This is a genomic window from Pseudoxanthobacter sp. M-2, from assembly GCF_046156265.1.
Classification (GTDB): Bacteria; Pseudomonadota; Alphaproteobacteria; order Rhizobiales; family Segnochrobactraceae; genus CAMDHY01.
In genome coordinates this window covers 567,615-589,738 of sequence record NZ_JAWDIR010000022.1, presented here as the reverse complement: position 1 = coordinate 589,738, position 22,124 = coordinate 567,615, and the positions used below count along the sequence as shown (strand labels likewise).

The 22,124-nt window shown below is 71.3% G+C and carries 21 protein-coding genes; 14 read left to right on the top strand and 7 right to left on the bottom strand.

Annotation, left to right across the window (positions count from 1 at the left end; translation table 11 throughout):
* Nucleotides 1–4: 4 nt before the first annotated feature.
* Complete coding sequence (locus RUR49_RS14365; protein ID WP_409147061.1) at nucleotides 5–571, bottom strand: hypothetical protein; 567 nt, start codon at nucleotides 569–571, stop codon at nucleotides 5–7.
* A 246-nt stretch (nucleotides 572–817) separates the two neighbouring features.
* Between RUR49_RS14365 and RUR49_RS14360 the strand changes: the two genes are divergently transcribed.
* Complete coding sequence (locus RUR49_RS14360) at nucleotides 818–1,096, top strand: hypothetical protein (protein WP_409147060.1); 279 nt, start codon at nucleotides 818–820, stop codon at nucleotides 1,094–1,096.
* A 75-nt stretch (nucleotides 1,097–1,171) separates the two neighbouring features.
* On the opposite strand, the gene RUR49_RS14355 is transcribed toward RUR49_RS14360, so the two are convergent.
* The 5 genes from RUR49_RS14355 to RUR49_RS14335 all read right to left on the bottom strand — a co-directional run bounded on the left by RUR49_RS14355 (nucleotide 1,172) and on the right by RUR49_RS14335 (nucleotide 5,318).
* A complete protein-coding gene (locus RUR49_RS14355) occupies nucleotides 1,172–1,765 on the bottom strand; it encodes a hypothetical protein (protein WP_409147059.1) in 594 nt (197 codons plus the stop codon).
* Nucleotides 1,766–1,774: 9 nt separating this feature from the next.
* Complete coding sequence (locus RUR49_RS14350; protein ID WP_409147058.1) at nucleotides 1,775–2,017, bottom strand: DUF2783 domain-containing protein; 243 nt, start codon at nucleotides 2,015–2,017, stop codon at nucleotides 1,775–1,777.
* Nucleotides 2,014–3,624, bottom strand: a complete 1,611-nt coding sequence (locus RUR49_RS14345) for an FAD-dependent oxidoreductase (protein ID WP_409147057.1) — start codon at nucleotides 3,622–3,624, stop codon at nucleotides 2,014–2,016. Before RUR49_RS14345 ends, RUR49_RS14350 begins: the two co-directional genes overlap by 4 nt.
* A 437-nt stretch (nucleotides 3,625–4,061) precedes the next feature.
* Nucleotides 4,062–4,289, bottom strand: coding sequence for a thioredoxin family protein (locus RUR49_RS14340; RefSeq protein ID WP_409147056.1), 228 nt, complete (start codon nucleotides 4,287–4,289; stop codon nucleotides 4,062–4,064).
* A 30-nt stretch (nucleotides 4,290–4,319) separates the two neighbouring features.
* Nucleotides 4,320–5,318 (bottom strand): permease, encoded by a 999-nt coding sequence (locus tag RUR49_RS14335; protein ID WP_409147055.1) that lies wholly within the window; start codon nucleotides 5,316–5,318, stop codon nucleotides 4,320–4,322.
* A 486-nt stretch (nucleotides 5,319–5,804) separates the two neighbouring features.
* Here RUR49_RS14335 and RUR49_RS14330 point away from each other — a divergent pair, with 486 nt between their 5' ends.
* From RUR49_RS14330 to RUR49_RS14320, 3 genes are all read left to right on the top strand, one after another.
* Nucleotides 5,805–6,551, top strand: a complete 747-nt coding sequence (locus RUR49_RS14330) for a HugZ family protein (RefSeq protein ID WP_409147054.1) — start codon at nucleotides 5,805–5,807, stop codon at nucleotides 6,549–6,551.
* Between the two features lie 206 nt (nucleotides 6,552–6,757).
* On the top strand, nucleotides 6,758–8,371 hold the full coding sequence (locus RUR49_RS14325) for a phosphoenolpyruvate carboxykinase (protein ID WP_409147053.1): 1,614 nt from the start codon (nucleotides 6,758–6,760) through the stop codon (nucleotides 8,369–8,371).
* Between the two features lie 103 nt (nucleotides 8,372–8,474).
* A complete protein-coding gene (locus RUR49_RS14320; protein WP_409147052.1) occupies nucleotides 8,475–9,023 on the top strand; it encodes a putative glycolipid-binding domain-containing protein in 549 nt (182 codons plus the stop codon).
* A gap of 82 nt (nucleotides 9,024–9,105) precedes the next feature.
* Here the strand turns inward: RUR49_RS14320 and xseA are convergent, their stop codons facing one another.
* Nucleotides 9,106–10,638, bottom strand: coding sequence for an exodeoxyribonuclease VII large subunit (xseA, locus tag RUR49_RS14315; RefSeq protein ID WP_409147153.1), 1,533 nt, complete (start codon nucleotides 10,636–10,638; stop codon nucleotides 9,106–9,108).
* A gap of 339 nt (nucleotides 10,639–10,977) precedes the next feature.
* On the opposite strand from xseA, the gene RUR49_RS14310 reads away from it, so the two are divergent.
* The 10 genes from RUR49_RS14310 (at nucleotide 10,978) to RUR49_RS14265 (ending at nucleotide 22,105) form a co-directional block, all read left to right on the top strand.
* The gene (locus tag RUR49_RS14310; protein WP_409147152.1) at nucleotides 10,978–11,727 is read left to right on the top strand and encodes a 16S rRNA (uracil(1498)-N(3))-methyltransferase; all 750 of its coding nucleotides are present in this window, start codon (nucleotides 10,978–10,980) and stop codon (nucleotides 11,725–11,727) included.
* A gap of 119 nt (nucleotides 11,728–11,846) precedes the next feature.
* The gene (locus RUR49_RS14305; protein ID WP_409147051.1) at nucleotides 11,847–13,220 is read left to right on the top strand and encodes a glutamate--cysteine ligase; all 1,374 of its coding nucleotides are present in this window, start codon (nucleotides 11,847–11,849) and stop codon (nucleotides 13,218–13,220) included.
* A 301-nt stretch (nucleotides 13,221–13,521) separates the two neighbouring features.
* On the top strand, nucleotides 13,522–15,537 hold the full coding sequence (locus tag RUR49_RS14300) for a M4 family metallopeptidase (protein WP_409147050.1): 2,016 nt from the start codon (nucleotides 13,522–13,524) through the stop codon (nucleotides 15,535–15,537).
* A gap of 194 nt (nucleotides 15,538–15,731) precedes the next feature.
* On the top strand, nucleotides 15,732–17,168 hold the full coding sequence (locus RUR49_RS14295; protein ID WP_409147049.1) for an MATE family efflux transporter: 1,437 nt from the start codon (nucleotides 15,732–15,734) through the stop codon (nucleotides 17,166–17,168).
* A 139-nt stretch (nucleotides 17,169–17,307) separates the two neighbouring features.
* Nucleotides 17,308–18,009, top strand: a complete 702-nt coding sequence (locus RUR49_RS14290) for a response regulator transcription factor (RefSeq protein ID WP_409147151.1) — start codon at nucleotides 17,308–17,310, stop codon at nucleotides 18,007–18,009.
* Nucleotides 18,010–18,056: 47 nt separating this feature from the next.
* Nucleotides 18,057–20,039, top strand: coding sequence for a stimulus-sensing domain-containing protein (locus RUR49_RS14285; protein ID WP_409147048.1), 1,983 nt, complete (start codon nucleotides 18,057–18,059; stop codon nucleotides 20,037–20,039).
* Nucleotides 20,036–20,557 (top strand): HPr kinase/phosphorylase, encoded by a 522-nt coding sequence (locus RUR49_RS14280; RefSeq protein WP_409147047.1) that lies wholly within the window; start codon nucleotides 20,036–20,038, stop codon nucleotides 20,555–20,557. Before RUR49_RS14285 ends, RUR49_RS14280 begins: the two co-directional genes overlap by 4 nt.
* Nucleotides 20,558–20,696: 139 nt before the next feature.
* A complete protein-coding gene (locus RUR49_RS14275; protein ID WP_409147046.1) occupies nucleotides 20,697–21,101 on the top strand; it encodes a PTS sugar transporter subunit IIA in 405 nt (134 codons plus the stop codon).
* Nucleotides 21,085–21,411 (top strand): HPr family phosphocarrier protein, encoded by a 327-nt coding sequence (locus tag RUR49_RS14270; protein ID WP_409147045.1) that lies wholly within the window; start codon nucleotides 21,085–21,087, stop codon nucleotides 21,409–21,411. Before RUR49_RS14275 ends, RUR49_RS14270 begins: the two co-directional genes overlap by 17 nt.
* Before the next feature lie 79 nt (nucleotides 21,412–21,490).
* Complete coding sequence (locus tag RUR49_RS14265; RefSeq protein ID WP_409147044.1) at nucleotides 21,491–22,105, top strand: CDP-alcohol phosphatidyltransferase family protein; 615 nt, start codon at nucleotides 21,491–21,493, stop codon at nucleotides 22,103–22,105.
* The last annotated feature ends 19 nt before the right edge of the window (nucleotides 22,106–22,124 follow it).

Genomic DNA, 22,124 nt, shown 5'->3' with positions numbered 1-22,124 from the left:
GGCCTCAGCGCACCGTGATGACGAACGGCTTCTCGATCCCGGCGACGGGGTCGAACTGGCTGCGCGGCACGAAGTTGAGGTGGCGGCCGTAGAGATGCAGCGACAGCGACAGGCTCGCCGTCCTGTTCTCGACGCTGTGGATGTCGGTCGGCGAGACGGTGACGACGGTGCCCCGCGAAAGGTCGGTGACGGCACCCGGCTCGAGGTGGGCATGGCCGGGGTCGGAGCCGTCGTCGGTGCGCCGCCACGCCGTGTTGGTCTCGGTGCCCTCGACGCCGCAGACGACGCCCCAGGTGCCGTGGTTGTGCGCCGGCGCGCCGCGGCCGGGCAGCCAGGCGACGCAGAAGATCGCGAGATCGTGGCCGGGCTCCTCGTGCAGCAGGTGCGAGCCGAAGCCCTGCTCCGGCACCGCCTCGCGCAAGTCCGCCGTCAGCCAGTCGGCGGACAGCGCGGTCTTGCGCATCGGCTCGGCGAGCGCCGCGGCGATTTCGGCCGGGTCGGCGGTGGTGGCGGTGACCGCGCGAGCCGCCGCCACCAGGGCGGCGATCGAGGGGGCGGACGAGAGCGTCACGGGCGGTCTCCGCGGCACGTGCAGGGGTGGCGAGCCGCAGCCTAGCGGTGTCGGCGGCGACGCGCCATGCCGTCGCCTTTCGCAGGTCTCGCTTGGCCTTCGCAGATGCGGAACCGAACGCCGGGAGAGGGCGTTCTCACCGCACGGCCCTCGCGGCCCCTCTCACCCCCGGAGTATCGAGCGATGCTCACCCGTCTCGAAACCTGTCCCGGCTTTCCCGTGCCGGGCGAAGGAGTGTGCTTTCGCATGCGCGACGTCCGCCGCCGCACCGTCCGCTTCTTCGCCTCGAACGCGCTGCTGCGCCGGGTCACCGGCCGGCCGGTGACCGACGAGCGCGAGGCCTTCGCCGTCGCCCGCGGCGACATCGAGGCGCTCGCCCGCCTCGCCCACGCGAGCTGGCCCTATGACGACGACAGCGTCATCGAGCTCGACGCCGGCCACTTCGCCGGCCGCGCGATGAAGCCGGATGCGCGGCCCTACGCGCAATCTCCGATTGCGTCCACGGGGTTGACCGTCGCGGCGTGACGGGATGCCGGAGACGGTGACCGGCAACGGCGGTCGCCGTCGCGCGGCCATTCGGGTTGGAATTCTCTTTGTGTGTCAGTGACTTATGGGCGCGCTCCGGTGCGCCTGCCAGGCGGCGATCTGCGCCCGGGAAAGGTCAACGATTTCAGACTGTTGACCCCACCGGCACGGCACTTCGACCGTGCGCGCCATGGCGGCCGCCGCTGATGGCTCCCGACGGGCACCGTCGAGGATGCCCCGCCAAACCACCGTCTCCTCGCGGGCTTTCTCCAGTCTTTCCAAGCGGTTGGCCGCCGCCAGCGTGCGCGGCAGCAGGGCGTCGTCGTCTGAAGGCATCAGGACCACGGTGAAATGGGGAACGTGATCAAAGATCACGATCGTTTCCGGGGCCGCGTCGATCAGCCAGGGGTGCGGATTGAGCGGGCAGGCGGCGGCCATCACGGTGGCGTAGTCCTCGCCGTAGAAGGCGCCGTAGAGATACTGCGCCGGCCAGAACAGCGTCCCCGCCGCTTGTCGGTAAGTCTCTGGCGAAACTGAGGTCTTGAAGCGATCCCCCGGCCGTGCCGGCCGCGTCGTCAGGGTATGGACGACGCCGCAGCCCTCAGTCGCGAGCGCCTCGATCAGCGTCGTCTTGCCGACCCCGGTCGGCCCGCCGATGAGCACCAGCACCGGCGGTCCTCAGCGGTCGCGGGCGTGGCGGATGGCGGCGATCGCCGTGTCGGCGTCGCCGACAAGATTGAGCAGCAGCAGGATCAGCCGCGCATCGAGCGCAGCACTTTCCTGCGCCGTCAGCCCGGAATGCGCAACGAGCAGAGCGGCATAGACATCGTCGCTGCGCCCGCCGAGCCGGTCGGCGCCGAGGTCGAGCGGAGCAGCCGACTGCTCTGTGGCAGCCGGGTTCGCATGGTCCGAACCGCTCATGCCGCCCTCTCGTCGCTGCGACGGCTCGCCCCGCCGGCCCTCGCGAGCGCGTCCGCCATCATCGCTGCCGTTGGACGGGAGAGGCGCGCGGCGACGTGCTGGTCGGGGCGGATCAGGTAAAGAAAATCAAGACCATAGCGCGCCGCCACGAGCTCCTCCGGATCGCCGAGCCCGCCGGTGCCGACGCGCACGAGGCGCTCCCGGGACGGCGGCACGGCGATGTCGCCGACCGCCAGCCAGCAGAAGTCACCGCCCAGTCGGTCGAGCAGGAAGCCGGCCTTGCCGTCGCTCTCCGTCACCGGCGCATCGGGACAGACGCGCCCCGGCTCGACAGCAGCTCCATCCTCCGCCGGGGTCTGCAGCGACAGCCCGGCGAGGCTCGCGGGCAAGGACAGCCGGCCGGAATTGACGAAGCGGCGGGCGAACGGCTCGGTGGCGGCGAGCCTGAGCACGGCGGCGCGGAAGGTGCGCTCGGCCTCGCTCTTCGGCGTCATGAAGTGGGTGGAGCGGGCGGAATTGAGGATGTTCTCGTCGGCCGCCCGCACGCGCTCCTCGTCGTAGGTGTCGACCAGGCCCGGCCCGGCCTCGCCGCGGATGACGCGGGCGAGCTTCCAGGCGAGGTTGTCGGCGTCCTGGATGCCGCCGTTGCCGCCGCGCGCGCCGAACGGCGAGACGATGTGGGCGCTGTCGCCGGCGAAGACGACGCGGCCGTGCACGAAGCGCTCGAGCCGCCGGCACTGGAAGGTGTAGACCGACACCCAGTCGAGCTCGAACGGCCGGTCGCCGACCATGGCGCGGATGCGCGGGATCACATGCTCCGGCCGCTTCTCCACTTCCGGATCGGCGTCGGGGCCGAGCTGCAGGTCGATGCGCCAGATGTCGTCGGGCTGCTTGTGGAGCAGCGCCGACTGGCCGGCGTGGAAGGGCGGCTCGAACCAGAACCAGCGCTCGGACGGGAACGGCGCCTTCATCTCGACGTCGGCGATGAGGAAGCGCTCCTCGAAGGCCTCGCCGGCGAAGTCGAGCCCGAGGGCGGTGCGCACGGTGGAGCGGACGCCGTCGCAGGCGACGAGCCAGTCGGCCTCCAGCGCGTAGGCGCCGTCGGGGGTCTCGACGGTCAGCGTGACGCCGTCGGGGCGCGCTGCCACGCCGGCGACGCGGTTCTTCCAGCGAAGCTCGATCAGGTCGGGGAAGTCGGCCGCCCGCTCGGCGAGGTATTCCTCGACATAGTATTGCTGCAGGTTGACGAAGGCCGGCATGCGGTGGCCGGGCTCCGGCAGGAGGTCGAAGGCGTAGACCTCTGCATCGCGGTGGAAGAGGCGGCCGACCTTCCAGGTGACGCCCTTCTCGACCATGCGCCGGCCGACGCCGAGGCGATCGAAGATCTCCAGCGTCCGCTTCGACCAGCAGATGGCGCGGCTGCCGACGGAGACGCGGTCGTTGTCGTCGAGCACGACGACGGGGGTGCCGTGCATGGCGAGGTCGACCGCGAGCGCGAGCCCGACCGGCCCGGCGCCGACGACCACCACCGGCCGCCTTGCTGCACCACCCCCGGACAGTTCCGGCGGCTTCACATAGGGAAACGTCGTGTAGGCGTAGCGCGTCATCGCCTCCCCCCGGTAGCCCGTTGAGGTGGGTCCGTTGCGCGACAGTCTAGCGGCGGAGGGGGCGGGCTGTCGCGGGGGGTAGCGGGTGCGGGCCTTCACCCCCACCGAGGTCATTCCCGGGCTTGTCCCGGGAACCCATTGTTCTCGGCGAGCACACCGACCCAAACCGGGCATGTCCTCTGATGCGGCGTCGCATGGGTTCCCGGCACAAGGCCGGGAATGACTACGGAGGGGGTAGTGTGAGGGAGGAGAGGCAAGCGATGACTGCTGCGCCGCGCTGGCTGCCGCCCGCTCGCCCCATCCTCGCCTTGCGCCACATCCCCGCCTGGGGGCCCGCCCGCTCGCCCCCCGCCCGCTCGCCCCCCGCCCGCTCGCCCCCCGCCCGCTCGCCCCCCGCCCGCTCGCCCCATGCCCACCTCGCGCTGCGGCGTCCCGCGTCAGATGAACTTGCCGATCTCCTCGGCGCTCAGGACCTTGCCGGAGGAGACGAGCTTTTCGTCGATGACGAGGCCGGGGGTCGACATCACGCCATAGGCGGCGATGGCGGCGAAATCGGTGACCTTGACGATCTCGGCCGGCTTGCCGGCGGCGGCGGCCGCGGCCCTGGCGTTGTCGCCGAGGGCGACGCACTTCCTGCAGCCGGATCCGAGGATCTTGATGATCATGGCCTGTCCTTTCACACGGGAAGAGGAGCGTCACAGCAAGAGGGCCGAGACCTCGTTGAAGATGAAGCCGATGGCGAGGATGCCCACCGTCACCACGGCGAGAAAGGCGATCAGCAGCGGCAGCTTCACCACCCGCTTCAGCAGGATCAGCGACGGCAGCGACAGGGCCGTCACCGCCATCATGAAGGCGAGCACGGTGCCGAGGCCGACGCCCTTGCCGACCAGCGCCTCGGCGATCGGCAGCGTCCCGAAGATGTCGGCATACATCGGGATGCCGATGAGCGTCGCCACCGGCACCGCCCACCACTTGTCCTGGCCCAGCAGCGCCCCGATCGCCTCCTGCGGGATCCAGTTGTGGATCGCCGCGCCGATGCCGACGCCGACGAGCACATAGGGCCAGACGCGGTGGACGATCTCGGTCACCTGGTCGCGGGCATAGGAGAGTCGCTCCCGCCGCGTCATCGTCTCGACCGCGCCGGAGACCGGCACGGTGCGGACGAAATCGGCAACCTGGCTCTCCATCCCGAGCTTGCCGATCACCGTGCCGCCGACGACCGCCACCACCAGCCCGACGCCGACATAGGCGAGCGCGATCGGCCAGTTGAAGATCGAGGCGAGCAGGATCACCGAGGCGAGATCGACCAGGGGCGACGAAATCAGGAACGAGAAGGTGATCGCCAGCGGCAGGCCGGCTGCGGTGAAGCCGATGAACAGCGGGATCGACGAGCAGGAACAGAACGGCGTCAGCGTTCCGAGCAGGGCCGCCAGCGTGTTGGCGCCGAGGCCGGAGCGGCCGCCCAGAAGGGCGCGGGTGCGCTCCGGCGGGAAGTGGCTCTGCACATAGGAGATGGCGAAGATCAGCACCGCGAGCAGCAGGAAGATCTTGATGACGTCGTAGACGAAGAACTGCACGGACCCGCCGAGACGCGAGGCGGGGTCGAGCCCGACGGCGACGACCCCCGCCCGCACCAGTTCGTCGAGCCACACCATGCGGAGCAGCTGGTCGTTCAGCCAACCGAAGACAGTCACGTCGTCGCCTCGCGGGCGGGGGCGCACGCAGGCGTCCGGAAGGGATGGGGTCGGGGCTCGCCCGCTGTCGGCAGCGTCGGCGGATCAGCGCACGCGCGGTGACAGTCTGCCTTGATGCGGATCAAGGCTGCCGAGGGGCGGGCCGTCGGGCGGGCCGTCGATGGGGGCGGGCCGTCGTGGGGGTGGGCTGCGGGAGGGCTGCCCCTTAAACCCTCCCCTTGTGGGAGGGTCGGGCCGCGCAGCGGACCGGGGAGGGCGCCGGTGGCGGAGCCGCCGGCGTGCGACGGTAGCGACCGCTCGCAGTCCCGTACCGCCGCGCGAGCGCGGCGGCCCCCTCCGGCCGGCTGCGCCGGCCACCTCCCCCACGAGGGGGGAGGAGCCAGCGCGCCGCTGAAACCTGAAACAATTCAAATATATCCGCCTTGCGTGCCGATCCGCCGCTCGCTAACGGAAAGGGATCATCCGACGCTTCCCGCGAGGTTCGCCATGTCCGACGGTTCGTTCTCCCCGGTCGCCGCCGCCCGCACCCTGTTGCGCACCGTCCGCACCGGGGCGCTCGCGACGCTCGCCACCGGCTCCGGCGACCCGTTCGCCTCGCTCGTCACCGTGGCGACGCTGCCCGACGGCACGCCGGTGCTCTTGATCTCCGACCTCGCGCTGCACACCCAGAACGCCAAGGCCGATCCGCGCGCCTCGCTGCTGCTGGCGGCGGAGGGCAGCGAGGGCGACCCCCTCGCAGGCGCCCGCGTCTCCATCGGCGGCCGGCTGCGCCGGCTCGACAAGGACACGCCCGAGGACGCGGCGGCGCGGCGCCGCTTCCTGATGCGACATCCGGACGCCGCCGGCTATGCGGGCTTCGCCGACTTCTCCGTCTGGGTGCTCGAGGTTTCGGGTGCGCACCTCGTGGCCGGCTTCGGCCGCATCGTCGCGATCGCCGCGAGCGACCTCCTCCTCGACCTGTCCGACGCCGAGCAGCTGCTCGGCGCCGAGAAGGGCTCCGTCGACCACATGAACGAGGACCACACCGACGCGCTGGCCCTCTACGCCACGAAGCTGTGCGGCGCGCCCGACGGGTTGTGGATCACAACCGGCCTCGATCCGGAGGGGATCGACCTGATGACCCGCGACGGCGGGCAGAGCGCGCGACTGGTGTTTCCGGACCGGGTGCGTACATCGGCGGAGCTCCGCGGGGTGCTCGTCAAGCTCGCCCACGCCGCCCGCGCGGCCGCCTGAGCGCGGATAAGGCGAAGCTCGCGCCGCACTTGTGCCCCTTCGGACGGTGTCCTAACGTCCGTATTCACGACCCCAGCTAATGAATACGAGGCCGAAGGCCCGACCCGTCCGACCCGGCGCCGCCAGCGCACCAGACGCCCCATAAAACTCAACAAACGGCGGCCGCCATACAACTTCAACGCGAGCGAACGTCGAGAGGGACTATCGTGAGGGAGAGCGGAACGCGCAACGCCGCCTGCGGCGTGGAGGCCAGCGGTCTCAAGGATCTGGCCGCGATCAACTGGAATTTCGGGGACGCCCGCCTCTTCGAGGAGGCGGTGCTGCGCAAGGAAGGCATCGTCGCCTCCACCGGCGCGTTCACGGCCGAGACCGGCATCCACACCGGCCGTTCGCCGCGCGACAAGCACACGGTGAAGGACGAGCACACCGCCGACCAGGTCTGGTGGGGCAACAACAACGCCATGAGCCCCGAGCACTTCGACGTGCTCTACAACGACATGATCGAGCACGCGAAGGGCCGCGAGCTCTTCGCCCAGGACCTCTACGGCTCCGCCGACCCGACCTACCGCGTCTCGGCGCGCATCTTCACCGAGTTCGCCTGGCACTCGCTGTTCATCCGCAACCTGCTGATCCGCCCCACAGTCGATCAGCTCGCGAGCTTCGTGCCGGACCTGACGATCATCGACCTGCCGAGCTTCAACGGCGATCCGAAGCGCCACGGCTGCCGCACCGAGACGGTGATCGCCGTCAACTTCACGAAGCGCATCATCCTGATCGGCGGCACGTCCTACGCCGGCGAGATGAAGAAGTCGGTGTTCACCTACCTCAACTACATCCTGCCGCCGCAGGGCGTCGTCGCCATGCACTGCTCGGCGAACGTCGGCAAGGCCGGCGACACCGCGCTGTTCTTCGGGCTCTCGGGCACCGGCAAGACGACGCTGTCGACCGATCCGGACCGCGAGCTGATCGGCGACGACGAGCACGGCTGGGGCGACACCGGCGTCTTCAACTTCGAGGGCGGCTGCTACGCCAAGACGATCAACCTGTCGAAGGAAGCCGAGCCGGAGATCTACGCCGCCACGGAGCGCTTCGGCACGGTGCTGGAGAACGTGCCGGTCGATCCCGACACGCGCGTCCCCGACTACACCGACGAAACGAAGACGGAGAACACCCGCTCCGCCTATCCGATCCACTTCATCGCCAACGCCAAGCTCGATGGCCGCGCCGGGCAGCCGAAGAACCTCATCCTGCTGACCGCGGATGCCTTCGGCGTGCTGCCGCCGATCGCCAAGCTGACGCCGGCGCAGGCGATGTACCACTTCATCTCCGGCTACACGGCGAAGGTCGCCGGCACCGAGAAGGGCGTGACGGAGCCGGAGGCGACGTTTTCCACCTGCTTCGCCTCGCCTTTCCTGCCGCGCCATCCGAGCGAGTACGGCAACCTCTTGCGCGACCTCATCGCCCGCTACGACGTCGACTGCTGGCTGATCAATACCGGTTGGACGGGCGGCAAGTTCGGCGTCGGCCGGCGCATGCCGATCAAGGTGACGCGCACTTTGCTCGCTGCCGCCCTCGACGGGTCGCTGAAGGACGTCGGCTACCGCACGGACCGCTATTTCGGCTTTGAGGTGCCGACGGCGGTGCCGGGCGTCGAGCCGCACATCCTCTATCCGATCAAGACGTGGAAGGACAAATCCGAGTTCGACGCCACGGCCCGGCACCTGATCGCCATGTTCCAGAAGAACTTCGAGCAGTTCGCCACCCACGTCGATCCGGACGTCAACGACGCGGCCCCGGTGGTGCGCGAGGCGGCCGAGTAGTCCATCCGCCGCTTCTATCGCGAAGACTTTCGACGGCCCGCGGCACCAACCGCGGGCCGTCGTCGTTTGGGGATCGACGACGTGTGGCAGACGGGAGGCGGCGATGGCGGTGACGGCACGGTGGCGGAGCGCCGACGGCGGCGGGCTCGAGCATCTGGTGATCGAGGAGACTTCCAGCGGTCAGACGGTGGATGCCGTCGTCGTCGGCGACACCGAGGGCGCGGCCTTCGCCGCGCACTGGCGTCTCGTCGTCGATGCAGGCTGGCGTGCCCGGCGCCTCGACGTCGAGGTCATTGGCCTCGACCGGCGGCTGGCGGTGCTGGCCGATGGCGAGGGCAGCTGGACCAACGCCGACGGCGTGCCGCTGCCCGAGCTCACGGGCGCGATCGACGTCGACATCTCCGCCTCGCCCTTCACCAACACGCTGCCGATCCGCCGGCTCGCCTTGCCGGTGGGCGGCGTGGCGGAGATCGTGGTGGCCTACGTGTCGTTCCCGGACCTCGCGCTGTTCCCGCACCCGCAGCGCTATACCAACCTCGGCGAGAAACGCTGGCTGTTCGAATCGCTCGATGCAGACTTCAAGCGCGAAATCACGGTGGACGAGGACGGGCTGGTGGTGAGCTATCCCGGCCTGTTCGAGCGGGTGCTGTGAGGGCGGCGAGCTAAGGCTTCGGCCGCGCGCCAACGCCCGCAACGGGGTAGCTCGGGGCACGCCTCCATCGGGGGGCCTCGTCTCAGAACAGCCGCCCCTGATCCTCCGAGGACCGCTTCGGCCGCGCTGCGGCCCGCGAAGGCTGGGCGGCGCGCTTGGCCCCGGGGGTTGCTTCGCCGCCGACCTCTGCCCCCTCCTGCGGCCGGTCCCGCGCCGCGGGCGGCTGGCTACCGCCGCCACCCGCCGGCGCGCTTCCATCCGCCCGCCGCGCCGCGACGTCGCCGTCGGCGAGGCGGACGGTGAAGGCCTCCGGCACCGCCGCGACCGATCGAACGAGGTGCCCGTCCGGACCCAGCACGAGGGCGTAGCCGCGGGCGAGCGTGCCCTTGTAGCTGAACGATTCGAGCAGCTTGGCCGTCGCGCCGAGGTCGCGCCGCCGCCGCTCCGTGCCGGCGATGAAGCAGCGCGTCAGCCCCGTCCCGGCGCGGTCGAGCCGCGCCCGCGCCTCGCCGAGCTTCAGGCGCTCGGCTCTTAGCCCGAGCGCCACCGCCTCCAGCCGCTCGCGCCGGCGGGACAGCAGGCGCAGCAGCGCTGCCGGTGTGAGGCGGGCCGCCGCGCGTTCGAAGCGCGTGCGGTGCTGGCGGCTCGCGCCGGCGAGCGCGTGGCCGAGGCGGGCGCCGGCGAGGTCGAGGCGCTGGCGCGCCGTCGCCACGAGGTCGCCCGCCTGCGGCAGCGCCCGGGCGAGCGCCCTCAGCGCCTGACGCCGGTCGGTGAGGCCGCGGCGGGCGCAGGAATCGATGCGCCGGCCGTAGTCGTCGATCGCCGCCAGAAGCTCGAGCCGCACCGGCACGGCCATCTCGGCGGCACCGGTCGGCGTCGGGGCGCGGCGGTCGGCGGCGTGGTCGAGGAGCGTCCAGTCGGTCTCGTGGCCGACGGCGGAGATGAGCGGGATCGGGCTCTCGGCCGCGGCGCGCACCACCGCCTCGTCGTTGAAGCCCCAGAGGTCCTCGAGGCTGCCGCCGCCCCGCGCGACGATGAGGAGGTCCGGGCGAGGCAACGGCCCACCCGGCGTCAGCGCTCCGAAGCCGCGGATCGCCGCCGCCACTTCCGCCGCGCTGCCGTCGCCCTGCACGCGCACCGGCCAGACGAGCACGTGGACGGGGAAGCGGTCCGACAGGCGGTGGAGGATGTCGCGGATCACCGCCCCGGTCGGCGAGGTGACGACGCCGATGACGCCCGGCAGCACCGGCAGCGGCCGCTTGCGCGCCTCGTCGAACAGCCCCTCGGCGGCGAGCTTCGTCCGCCGCTCCTCGAGCAGCGCCATCAGCGCGCCGACGCCGGCGGGCTCCAGCGCCTCGATGACGATCTGGTATTTCGAGCCGCCGGGGAACGTCGTCAGCTTGCCGGTGGCGATGACCTCCATGCCCTCCTCGGGCTTGAAGCGCAGCCGCTGGAACGAGGTGCGCCAGACCACCGCCTCGATGCGCGCCTTGTCGTCCTTCAGCGAGAAGTAGGCGTGGCCCGACGAGTGCGGCCCGCGGTAGCCGGAGATCTCGCCGCGCACGCGCACGAAGCCGTAGGCGTCCTCGATCGTACGCTTCACCGCGAAGGCGATCTCGGAGACGGAGAACTCGGCGACGTTCGGGCGGGCCTCGGCCGGGGCCGAGGCATTGGCGCGCGTCTCGGCTGGGGCGGAAGCGTCGGCGCGCGTCTCGACCGGGGCCCGTTCGGGTTTCGGCGGGCCGGCCTTCGGCGTGCCGGGGAAGCGGAACTCTGACAAGCGGCGGCTCCACGAACAGCGTTCGTCATCAGCGCCGACGCCCGCCGGCCCGTCAAGGCGGACACGACTGCGGAAGCGGTCCGGCCGAAGCACCGCCCGCTTGCGTCCGCCGTCCCCGCCGCGGCATGGTCCCGCCGCCGTCCACAGGGAAGCCGCGAGACTGGAGCCGCCCCCATCGCCCGCCACGACATCACCTCGACGCGCCTTTATGTCGACGCCCCCCTCGAGGCCGGCGCGGGCGTGCCGCTCGCCCGCGAGCAGGCGAACTATCTCATCGCCGTGCTCCGCCTCGGCGAGGGCGACGGGCTGCTCGTCTTCAACGGCCGCGACGGCGAGTGGCGCGCCGACATCGCCGACGCCTCGAGGAAGGCCGCCCGCCTCGTCGTGCGCGGGCTGACGCGACCACAGCCGCAGACGCCCGACCTGCATCTCCTGTTCGCGCCGCTGAAGCACGCCCGCCTCGACTACATGGTGCAGAAGGCGGTCGAAATGGGCGCCGGCGCGATCCGCCCGGTGATCACCCGCCGCACCCAGGTGGCACGGGTCAACCTCGAACGGATGCGGGCGAACGTCGTCGAGGCCTGCGAGCAGTGCGGCGTGCTCGCCGTGCCGCGCGTCGACGAGCCGGTGGCGCTCGACCGCGTGCTGGCCTCCTGGGAGACCGACGAGCCCGGCCGCCGCCTCGTCTTCTGCGACGAGGACGACCATCGCAACGGCCCGCTCGCGGCGCTTGCAGGCCTCGCGCCGGGGCCGCTCGCGGTGCTGATCGGCCCCGAGGGCGGCTTCGACGAGGACGAGCGCAAGCGCCTGCGCGCCATGCCCGACGTCACCGCCATCCCGCTCGGCCCCCGCGTGCTGCGCGCCGACACCGCGGCTGTGGCGGCGCTGGCGGTGGTGCAGGCGGCGCTGGGCGACTGGCGCTGAGGGTCTCCGCCGCCTGCCGGATGCGCAAGAATTTCGTGTTTGTGCCTCCCCGGACCCGCCGCTATCGTCCCGGCCGCCCGGCACCCCCTGCCCGGGCCGCCAACGACGAGCCGACCCGCATGGCACGCGATACCATCGACAGCACCCCGATCGACGGACGCGACGAGCTCGTCGCCAACCTCGCCTCCGGCGGCAAGCCGCCCGAAAAATGGCGGATCGGCACGGAGCACGAGAAGTTCGGCTTCCACACCGACGACCTCTCGCCCGTCCCCTACGAAGGGCCGCGCGGCGTCGAGAAGCTTCTGACCGGCATGGAAGGCCTGCTCGGCTGGGAGCCGATCGTCGACAAGGGCAAGATCATCGGCCTCGGCGATCCGACCGGCGGCGGCGCCATCAGTCTCGAGCCCGGCGGCCAGTTCGAACTCTCCGGCGCGCCGCTCGAAACCCTCCACCAGACCTGCCGCGAGGTGCACGCCCATCTCGCGCAGGTCCGCCAGATCGGCGAGCCCCTCGGCATCGGCTTCCTCGGCATCGGCATGTCGCCGAAGTGGACGCTCGCCGAGACGCCGGTGATGCCGAAGTCGCGCTACGCCATCATGACGGCCTACATGAAGAAGGTCGGCACGATGGGCCTCGACATGATGTACCGGACCTCGACGATCCAGGTGAACCTCGACTTCGAGGACGAGCCGGACATGGTCAAGAAGCTCCGCGTCGGCCTCGCCTTGCAGCCGATCGCCACCGCCATCTTCGCCAACTCGCCGCTGACGGAAGGCGTGCCGAACGGCTACCAGTCGCTGCGCGGCGAGATCTGGCACCACACCGATGCCCACCGAACCGGCGGCCTGCCCTTCGCCTTCGACGAGGGCTTCGGCTTCGAGCAGTATGTCGACTGGGCGATCGACGTGCCGATGTACTTCGTCAAGCGTGGCGACACCTACATCGACGTCTCCGGCGAGAGCTTCCGCCGCTTCATGGCGGAAGGCCTGCCGCAGCTCGACCCCGATGATCGACCCACCATCGGCGACTGGAACAACCACCTCTCCACCGTCTTCCCGGACGTCAGGATGAAGAAGTACCTCGAGATGCGCGGCGCCGACGGTGGCCCGTGGCGGCGCATCTGCGCCCTGCCGGCGTTCTGGGTCGGCCTGCTCTACGACCAGGCCTCCCTCGACCAGGCGTGGGAGATGGTGAAGGACTGGACGACCGAGGAGCGCGAGGCGCTGCGCCGGGCCGTGCCGCGCACCGCGCTGGAGACCCCCTTCCGCAACCGTCGCGTCCTCGACGTCGCCCGCGACGCCGCCGAGCTCGCCCGCCAGGGACTCGCCCGTCGCGCCCGCCTGAACGGCGCCGGTTTCGACGAGACGCAGTACCTCGATCCGGTGCTGGAGACGGTGACGAGCGGGCGCACCCCGGCCGATGCCATCCTCGCCAAGTACAAGGGCGAGTGGGGCGGCAACGTCGATCGGGTGTTCGCCGAGTACGCCTACTGAACTTCTTCCCGGAGCGCTTCGGGGGAAAGCCCATACTCGCCAGCCTGTTGCGATAAGGAGAATCGCATTCACGCGATGGCGGCGGCGCGGGCGCGATGCTAGTTTCGCGGTCGGCGGGGGGACGGGGGCGTCCATCCACCAACTCGGCCGGCCGGACCGGGCCGCTGCGATCCTTTGGGATCGCGCGGCCGCGTGGGTGCGCGCATCCGACCGCCGTCGCAGTGCCGGCCAGCGGCCGGGTGAATGTCGCAGCGGCCGCGCGTCATCGCCGGGCCGCGCCTCGCGGATGTGGGTCTAACCGATGAAGAAGACCGTCTTCCCAATCCTCGCTGCCCTCGCGGCGGGTCTCCTCGCCACGAGCGCGGGCGCAGCCGAGATGCGCGACGTCGGCAGTGTCTCGCTCAGCCGCGTCGTCGTCCCGAACGCTGCGGCCGCGACGGCCGAGAGCGCGGCCACTGCGATCGCGCCGGCGCTCGCCCGGGCGCTCGGCCTCGACCGAACCTCCTCGCTGCGCCTGCTGGCGAGCCGCGACCTGCCGCGCAAGCGCGGCCGCAGCCTGCGCTTCGCCCAGCTCTATCGGGGCGTGCCGATCTGGGACCAGCAGGTCGTCGTCCGCCAGGCCGCCGACGGCAAGCTGATGGATGCCAGCGGCACCGCCGTCTTCGGCCTCGCCGCGGCGGCCGCGACGCCGCCCGCCGCTGCCCTCGACGCCGACGCGGCGCTTCGCATCGCCATCGACTCCATCGTGCCGAAGGTGCGCAAGCGCGACAGCGTCATCGAGAACCCGACGTCCGAGCTCGTCTACCGGATGGGCGAGCGTGGCGACATGCAACTCGTCTACAAGGTGTCGTTCTTCACCACCGTGTTCGGCGAGAACGATTCCTGGCCGACCCGCCCGGTGATCTTCGTCGACGCCGCCTCGGGCCGCATCGTCGACGGCTACGAGAACCTGCAGCACATCCGCGACGACTACCTGACGAACTCGAAACATGCCGGCACCGGGCCGGGCGGCAACGAGAAGGCCGGGCGCTATCGCTATGGCGGCGCGGTCTTCCCGAAGTTCCTCGTCACCGAGAAGGACGGCGAGTGCCTCATGGACGGTGACGAGTACCTCCAGACGGAGGATCTCGCCGGCACCGCCGTGGCGACCGACGTGCCCTTCTCGTTCGACTGCTTCAACAACCCCGGCATCGCGGTCAACGGCGCCTACTCGCCGATGAACGACGCCCAGGGCATGGGCGAGGTGGTCTGGGACCTCTACAATTCCTGGTACGGCACCCAGCCGCTCGGGCGGCGCAAGCTGCTCCTCCGCGTCCGCTATGCCGACGACGACGGCGACATGGACAACGCCTTCTGGAACGGCGTCGCCATGACCTTCGGCAACGGCAAGGAGATCTTCTATCCCCTCGTCAGCCTCGACGTCACCGGCCACGAGGTTTCGCACGGCTTCACCGAGTTCAATTCGGGCCTCGTCTATTTCGGTGAGGCGGGCGGCATCAACGAGGCCTACTCGGACATGGCCGGCGTCGCGACCGAGGCCTTCTTCGCCGCGCGCTACGGCCAGCCGTTCAGCTACGAGATCCCGAACTTCGACATCGGCCAGGAGGTCTGGAAGGGACCGGGCTCGGCGATGCGCTACATGTGCGATCCGCCCCGCGACGGCCGCTCGATCGACCACGCCTCCGACTTCGTCCCGGACATGGATCCGCATCAGGCCAGCGGCGTCTACAACAAGGCCTTCTGCATTCTCGCCAAGTCCGAGGGCTGGACCATCCGCAAGGCCTTCGAGATCTTCCTGGTCGCGAACGAATCCTACTGGGTGCCGCGCACCACCTATGTGAGCGGCGCCATCGACGTGATGCGGGCGGCGGTGCTCGTTGGCAATGTCCCGACGGATCCGATCGCGGCCGCCTTCGAGGAGGTCGGCGTGATGACGCCGGTGCTGACGGTCGGCGAGGCGAAGCGCGCCTTCACCGGCAAGCGCGGCGGGCCGTTCGGGCCGAAGTCCGTCAACCTCCGCCTCTCCTCGAAGGTGCCGGTACGCTGGGACGTCTCGGGGGTGCCGGACTGGCTGAAGATCAGCGAGACCAGTGGCGTCGTGCGCGGCAAGACGGTGCTGAAGCTCGCCGTGAAGCCCTCGGCGGCGAAGACGCTGAAGGCGAGCCAGTCGGCGGTGCTGACCTTCCACAACGGCTCGCAGACCGGCCAGGCGCCGATCCGCCGCCGCGTCGAGATCGTCATCGACGGCAAGGGCAAGCAGCGCCTCGAGAGCGCGGCCGTCGAGGCGGGCGCGACGGCGACGGCGGCGGCGGAATAGGGACTTCCCGCTCGGGCCGGCCGCCTGCGAGGCGCGGGAGGCCGGCCCCGCCGTCCTCGAACTCGTCTGCCTCAAAAACGTGCAACCGGTTACCTTATCGGTTATAGAGCGGGGCCCCGGCACGGGGACCCCGCTGGCCGACCGGCCGGCTCCCGTGGCGGCCAGAGCCCGCGCCGGCACGAGCCCCCGATCCGATGACCCTCGCTCCCTCGCGTCCCCTCGCCGCGGCCCCCGCCACGACGACGGGGGCGGCCGTGACCGCGCCGCAGCCGCTCTCCGTGCACGTCCGGGAGACGGTGAAGCTGGCACTGCCGCTGATCGCGGCGCGCACCGGCCTGATCCTGATGCTGACCGTCGACACGGTGATGACCGGCCGCCTCGGCGGCGAGGAGCTCGCCTTCCTGGCGGTGGGCATCTCCCCGCAGATCACCCTGATGCTGGTGGCGATCGGCGCGCTGCAGGCGACCGTCGTGCTGACGGCGCAGGCGATCGGCGCCGGCGAATCCTGGCGCGCCGGCGCGGTGCTGCGCGCCGGGCTCATTCACGCGGCGCTGCTCGGCGTGCTGGCGGGGCTCGCCTCGATCTGGGCGGAGGAGATGTTCCTCGGCATCGGCCAGTCGCCGAGTGTCGCCCTCGGCGCGGCGGAGGTGTCGCACGCGTTCGCCTTCGGGCTGCCGGGGCTGCTCATGTACATCGTCGCGAGCTTCTTCCTGGAAGCGAGCGGGCGGCCGCGCACCTCGATGGTGATCATCTTCGTCGCCAACCTCGTGAACGTGCCCCTGAACGGCCTGCTCGCGCTCGGCTGGGGCGGGCTGTTCGAGCCGATGGGCGCCGACGGCGCGGTGCTGGCGAGCTCGATCCTGCGCTGGGCCGCCTTCCTCGCCGCCTTCGCCTGCATCGTCCGGCCGGCGCGCGGCGGCGACCAGTTCGGCGTGCTCGCGTCGCTCGCGGAATGGGGACGGGCGACGCTGACGCTCGGCGGCGCCGTCGGCCGGCAGATCCGCCGGCTCGGGCTGCCGATGGGCATCGCCCAGGGCATCGAGAGCTCGGCCTTCACCACCGTCGTCTTCATCGCCGGCAGTGTCGGCGCGGCGGTGGCGGCCGCCCACCAGACGACGATGACGCTGGTGGTGCTCGTCTACATGTGCGCGATCGGCTTCGGCGGTGCGGCGGCGATCCGCGTCGGGCGCGCCGTCGGCCGGGGAAGCGCGCCGGACGTGCGCCGCGCCGGCCTCAGCGCGGTGGCGCTCGGCTCGCTCGTCGCGGTGCCGGCCGGCATCCTCTTCCTCACCGTGCCCGAGGCGATGGTGCGGCTCGTCACCGACGATCAGGCGGTGGCGGCGATCGCCGCGCCGGCGCTGCGCCTTGTCGGCTTCTTCCTCGTCTTCGACGCCGCCAACGGCATCACCACCGGGGCGCTGCGCGGCATGGGGGAGGTGTGGATCCCGATGTTCACCCAGTGCGCCTCGTTCTGGATTGTCGCGGTGCCGCTCGCCTGGTGGTTCGGCGTGACGCTCGGATGGGGGCCCCTGGGGCTCATCGCCGGGATCTGCGCGGGCATGGTGGCCTCGGCGGGAACCTTGGTGCCTCGGTTCGTCTTCGTCTCGGGACGGCCGCCGAAGCGGCTGTGAGCCGGCGAAACGGCGGATTTTCGGGAAAACGTGCAAAAAAGCCGGGCACGCGCCATAATTCGGCTCGCCTCGCGCTTCACCAGCGCAAACGGGCGCCGCGCCGCGGTGTGCGAACGAACAACGGGACATGAGCCACGCCATGCCGACGATCGCTCTGGTCGACGATGATCGCAACATCCTGACCTCGGTGGCGATCACCCTGGAAGCCGAGGGCTACCGGGTCGAGACCTATACCGACGGCGCCTCGGCGCTGGACGGCCTGGCGCAGAACCAGCCCGACCTCGCCATCCTCGACATCAAGATGCCGCGCATGGACGGCATGGAGCTGTTGCGCCGGCTGCGCCAGCGCACCGACATGCCGGTGATCTTCCTCACCTCCAAGGACGACGAGATCGACGAGCTGTTCGGTCTCAAGATGGGCGCCGACGACTTCATCCGGAAGCCGTTCTCGCAGCGCCTCCTGGTCGAGCGGGTGAAGGCGGTGCTCCGGCGCGCCTCGCCGCGCGAGGGCCAGGCGGCGAAGCCGACCGACGCGGCGAAGGTGCTGGAGCGCGGCCAGCTTGTGATGGACCAGGAGCGCCACACCTGCACCTGGCAGGGCCAGCCGGTGACGCTGACGGTGACCGAGTTCCTGATCCTGCACGCACTGGCGCAGCGGCCGGGCGTCGTGAAGAGCCGCAACGCCCTGATGGACGCGGCCTATGACGACCAGGTCTATGTCGACGACCGCACCATCGACAGCCACATCAAGCGGCTGCGCAAGAAGTTCAAGGTGGTCGACACCGAGTTCGACATGATCGAGACGCTCTACGGCGTCGGCTACCGCTTCAAGGAGTCCTGACCGGGCTCCGACGGCTGCCGCGCCCGGCGCGCGCCGCAAGGACGATGATGGCCGCCGACCTCGACACTGAGGACGCCGACACCAGCGCCGGCCGGGCCCGCCCGGCGGCGGGGGATGCCGGCGCGCCCGCGTCGCGGCCAGACGCGTCCGGGGCATCGGCGCCGGGGACGGCCGAGAGCGCGGCGAACAGCGCCGCGGAGCCTTCGGCGACCGCCGCCCCCGCTGCTGGCAAGGCGCCGCAGCGCGAGTCTCGCCGCCGCTCCGGCCGGCGGAGCGATGCCGACAGCCGCAGCCGGCGCCGCACGCCGCAGGGCCGGCCGCTCGCGCGGGTGAGCCGCGTGCTCGGCACCTACGTCTTCTCGAGCCTGACGCGGCGCATCGTCATCCTCAACCTCGCCGGCCTGATCGTGCTGGTGAGCGGCATCCTCTTCCTCAACCAGTTCCGCGCCGGCCTGATCGACGCCCGCGTCGAGAGCCTGCTCACCCAGAGCGAGATCATCGCCACCGCCATCGCGGCTTCCGCCGCGGCCGAGCAGGGCGGCGTGCTGCTCGATCCCGACCAGCTGTTCCGGGCGCAGGCGAACGAGGCGGCGCCGCAGGCCTCCGACGACGGCCTCGGCGCCCTCGACTTCCCGATCAATCCCGAGCGCGTCGCGCCGGTGCTCCGGCGGCTGATCTCGCCGACGAAGACGCGCGCCCGCATCTACGATCGCGACGGCGTCCTCCTGCTCGATTCGCGTCACCTCTACGCCCGCGGCCAGATCCTGCGCTTCGATGCGCCGGCGCCGGCGGTGCCCAAGGACGACCTCCTGTCGAAGGCGTGGACGGCGGTGGAGCGCTGGCTCGGTCCCGGCGACCTCGCGATCTACAAGGACCTCGGACCGACCGGCGGGCGCGGCTATCCGGAGGTCGAGCGGGCCCTCGACGGTGCGCCGGCGACCGTGGTGCGCTCCAACGAGCGCGACGAGGTGGTGATCGCCGTGGCGGTGCCGATCCAGCGCCAGCGCACCGTGCTCGGCGCGCTGCTGCTGTCCACCCAGGGCGGCGACATCGAGCAGATCCTCGCCGCCGAGCGCATGGCGATCGTGCGCGTCTTCCTCGTCGCCGCCGCGGTGATGGTGGTGCTGTCGGTGCTGCTCGCCGGCACCATCGCCGGGCCGATGCGCCGCCTCGCCGCCGCCGCCGACCGGGTGCGCCGTGGCGTCAAGGCGCGCGAGGCGATCCCGGACTTCCCCGAGCGCAACGACGAGATCGGCCATCTCGCCCGGGCGCTGAAGGAGATGACCTCGGCGCTCTACCGGCGTATGGATGCGATCGAGGCCTTCGCCGCCGACGTGGCGCACGAGCTGAAGAACCCGCTGACCTCGCTGAAGAGCGCGGTGGAGACCCTGCCGCGGGCAAAGAGCGAGGAGTCCAAGGCGCGCCTCTACGCCATCATCGAACACGACGTCCGGCGGCTGAACCGGCTGATCTCCGACATCTCGGATGCCTCGAGGCTCGATGCGGAGCTGTCGCGCGAGGACACCGAGCCGGTCGACATGGCGCGGCTGCTCGCCGCCGTCGTCGAGGTGCAGCGCGGGCTCGTCAAGACCGACGGGCCGACGGTGGTGCTCGAGGTGGAGGCGGAGAAGCCGAACGCCTACTTCACCTTCGGCCACGACAGCCGGCTCGGGCAGGTGTTCACCAACCTGATCGACAACGCCCGCTCGTTCTCGCCGCCGGGTGGCGAGGTGAGGGTGACGATGCGGCGCGACGGCGACGACATCGAGGTGCTGGTCGAGGACGAGGGCACCGGCATCCGGCCCGACCAGATGGAGCGCATCTTCGAGCGCTTCTACACCGACCGGCCGGAGAGCGACGGCTTCGGCAACAATTCCGGCCTCGGGCTGTCGATCTCCAAGCAGATCGTCGAGGCGCACCGCGGCAGTATCATCGCCGAGAACCGGATGGCCGAGAACGGCGGCAGCGAGGGCGAGGCGAAGGTGCTGGGCGCCCGCTTCGTCGTGCGTCTGCCGGCGGCCGCCCCGTGACGACGCCGACGGTGCACGCCAACGCGGTGCTGATCGGCGCCGAGGGCGTGCTCATCCGCGGCCGGCCGGGCTCCGGCAAGAGCGCGCTGACGCGGGCGCTGATCGCGGCGGCGACGGCCGAGGGCCGCTTCGCGCGCCTCGTCGCCGACGACCGGGTGGGGCTGACGGCGTGCCACGGCCGGCTGATCGCCCGCCCGCCGGCATCGCTCGCGGGTCTCGCCGAGCGGCGCGGCCGCGGCATCGAGGCGGCCGAACACGAAAACGCTGCGGTGGTGCGCCTCGTCGTCGACCTCGTGGCGGCGGCGGAAGCGGAGCGGATGCCGGCACCGGCGGCGCTCGAAACCGAGATCCTCGGCGTGTCGCTGCCGCGTCAGCCGGTCGCGTGCGGGGCCGCGGAAGCGGCCGGTCTCGTGCTCGCGGCGCTGGCGGCGGCGGTGGCGGCGCGCGCGGCGGACCAGTCGGCGACGGCGCCCGCGCCGCTTTTCGCTTGCGCGAAAGGCGAGCCTAGCCAATCTTGAGCGGCCCGCGCGGGCGAGGCCCGCGCACCCGGAGCGGTCCCGACCCCTGGATCGCGAATCCGACCCCTGCGGGGCCGCCCCGGCCCGGTGCCGACGGCACCGGAGTGGACGGTGGGGCAGGCGGAGATGCCGGAGCACCATGATCGGTCTCGTCCTGGTCACGCACGGACGGCTCGCCAATGAGCTGAAGGCGGCCCTCGAGCACGTCGTCGGGCCGCAGGAGAAGGTGGAAGCCGTCTCGATCGGGCCGGACGACGACGTCGAGCGTCGGCGCCAGGACATCATCGATGCGGTGGCGCGGGTCGAGAGCGGCACCGGCGTCGTGCTCCTCACCGACATGTTCGGTGGCACGCCCTCCAACCTCGCGATCTCGGTGATGGACGGGCGCAGCGTCGAGGTGATCGCCGGCGTCAACCTGCCGATGCTTGTCAAGCTCGCGAGCGTGCGCGGCGAGCTCGACCTGCCGTCGGCCGTCGAGGAGGCCCGAAAGGCGGGCCAGAAGTACATCAGTGTCGCGAGTCAGATCCTTGCCGGCCAGCGCTGACGGGGCGGCCGACGGCGACGTGTGGCGAGGGGCGCTCCTTCGCGAACTCACGATCGTCAACAAGCGCGGCCTGCATGCGCGGGCGTCGGCGAAGTTCGTCCGCGTCGTTGAGGCGCACGAGGCGGACGTGCACGTCTCCAAGGACGGCCAGATCGTCGAGGGCGCCTCGATCATGGGCCTCCTGATGCTCGGCGCCGGGCCCGGCTCGACGATCATGGTGTCCGCGCGCGGCACGGATGCAGCGGCGGTGCTGGAGGCGCTCGCCGCCCTCGTCGACGACGGCTTCGGCGAGGACCACGGCGAGGACTGAACCCGTTCGCCGGCGGCCCCGACGGGGCTGCGGCGCGGCGTGTGACAGCGGGGGGGCGGCCGATGGCACGCGTGAGCCTGTGACCCTCTACGAGCTGAAACCGCGCTTCCAGGCACTGCTGCGCCCGCTGGTCGCCCGGCTGGCAGCCGCCGGCATCACCGCGAACCAGGTGACGATCGCCGCCGCGATCGTCTCGGTGGTCGTCGGCGTCGGGGTGGCGTGGGGCGCGGACGCGCGGCTCCTGTTCCTGCTCCTGCCAGTGTGGCTGTTCGTGCGGATGGCGCTCAATGCCGTCGATGGCATGCTCGCGCGCGAACACGGCCAGAAGAGCCGGCTCGGCGCCTACCTCAACGAGCTCTCCGACGTCGTCTCGGACGCGGCGCTGCTGCTGCCGTTCGCGGTGCTGCCGGTGTTCGGGGCGATCGCGGTGGCGGTCGTCGCGGTGCTGGCGGCACTGTCGGAGCTCGCCGGCGTGCTCGGCCAGACGGTCGGGGCGTCGCGACGCTATGACGGGCCGCTCGGAAAGAGCGACCGCGCCTTCGTGTTCGGGGCGCTTGCGTTCTGGATCGGCGTCGGCGGGCCACTGCCGGGATGGCTGTTCTGGCTGATGCCCGTCATCGCGGTGGCGCTCACGCTGACGACAATCAATCGTGTCCGCGCCGGGCTTGCGGAAGCGGCCGCGCGCCCCTCCTGATGGCGGCCGATTTCGACCG